This window comes from Kurthia huakuii LAM0618, assembly GCF_000505545.1.
GTDB classification, from domain to species: domain Bacteria; phylum Bacillota; class Bacilli; order Bacillales_A; family Planococcaceae; genus Kurthia; species Kurthia huakuii.
This window is the reverse complement of record NZ_AYTB01000051.1, coordinates 1-1,502: the sequence shown is the minus strand read 5'-3', so window position 1 is coordinate 1,502 and position 1,502 is coordinate 1. Positions and strand designations below refer to the sequence as shown.

Sequence of the window (1,502 nt, the reverse complement as noted above, 5' to 3'; positions counted from 1 at the left end):
CATAGTATTCAGCAAATACGTTTCAATAAACGATTCGAAGACTTTTTAAATTATTACGATGTCACTGCAAAGGCTTGTAAGCCTTATCGAGCCCAAACAAAAGGAAAAGTCGAGCGAGCAATTGATTACTTAAGAAATAATTTCTTAACACGAAAATTACCTAACGATCTGACTGCATTAAATGAATCATTGCATAAATGGCTGAATGATATTGTTCACACAAAGAAAAATCAGACAACACAACAAACGCCACATGAAAGATTTATTCAGGAACAAGCTTTTTTAAAACCTTGGAATCATAAACCACTATATTCTTTGAGTAGCTGGCAACAACGCGAAGTTAGTAAAGATTGTTTAATTTCATTTGAAGGAAATCAATATTCAGTTCCTTATCGCTATGTAGGTCAAACTGTAAAACTACGAATAGAAGATGAAAAGCTGCAAATTTATGATGGAATCGAATGTATCGCCACACACTCTTTAAGTAAAAAGAAACATCAAATGGTTCAACAAACATCGCATTATGCGGGATTACCTGGAACAAAAAAAGAGCAGAAAACAACAGATTCAAATGGTTTGGCGACCCCAAAATCTGTAGATTCTACTCTTTCACAAGCACCAGATGTAGAACAACGTTCATTAGCTATATATGCCTTATTCGAAGAAGGTGATCAAGTATGAAAACGCTTCTTGAAGAGCGCCTAAAGGCGCTTGGTTTGGAAAATACAGCCCATCAATTAGATGGTTTCGTTGAAAGTGCTTCATCTAATAATATATCATATTTCGAATTCTTAAATCAGGTGATAGAAGCTGAGTGGACGTACAAAGAATCACAATTACTAGCCAAACGAGTTTCTCAAGCAAAGTTTCCTTATGTGAAAAACTTAGCTGATTTTGATTTTTCATTACAACCTAGTATTAGTGAACAACGTGTTAAAGAGATCTTAACATGTCGATATATTGGGAATGGAGAAAACTGCATATTATTAGGACCTCCTGGTGTCGGTAAAACGCATCTAGCCATCGGCTTCGGAGTTGAAGCATTAACAAAAGGATATTCCGTACGTTTTATAACAGCAGATGATTTTATGGCCCAGTGTAAAATCTCTGATAGCAGAAATACACTGCATTATTTGATTAAAAGATTAAGCAAGCCAGATGTTTTAATTATTGACGAAATTGGTTATTTCCCATTTGACGAGCTAGCAGCTAATACCTTTTTTCAGATTGTTTCAAAACGTTATGAAAAAGGTTCAATGATTCTAACCTCTAACAAGTCTTACATTGAATGGGGCCACGTTTTTGGAGATGATATTTTAGCTACAGCGATCCTAGATCGCCTATTACATCATTCAGTAACATTTAATATTAAAGGTGAATCTTACCGTATGAAAGAAAAGAAAAAAGCTGGGATATTCCCAGCTAATCATTTAACTACTTAACTCTATAATGGGGAATTTTATCCCGATATTATCGGAGAATTTAGAGGCGTTATTGACAGC

General features: G+C 34.9%; 2 protein-coding genes. Both read left to right on the top strand.

Translation table 11 applies throughout. The features are described 5' to 3' along the window. A partial coding sequence (locus tag V514_RS0118580; protein ID WP_029501252.1) for a Mu transposase domain-containing protein occupies window positions 1-681 on the top strand: 681 nt, incomplete at its 5' end. After that, window positions 678-1,442: an IS21-like element helper ATPase IstB gene (istB, locus tag V514_RS0118575; protein WP_029497886.1), complete on the top strand. Its 765-nt coding sequence runs from the start codon at window positions 678-680 to the stop codon at window positions 1,440-1,442. The genes V514_RS0118580 and istB, both read left to right, overlap by 4 nt. Window positions 1,443-1,502: the final 60 nt, after the last annotated feature.

What these genes read in the sequence shown, in the direction of transcription:
- istB (WP_029497886.1), top strand. Translation starts at nt 678, where the DNA reads ATGAAAACGCTTCTTGAAGAGCGCCTAAAGGCGCTTGGTTTGGAAAAT.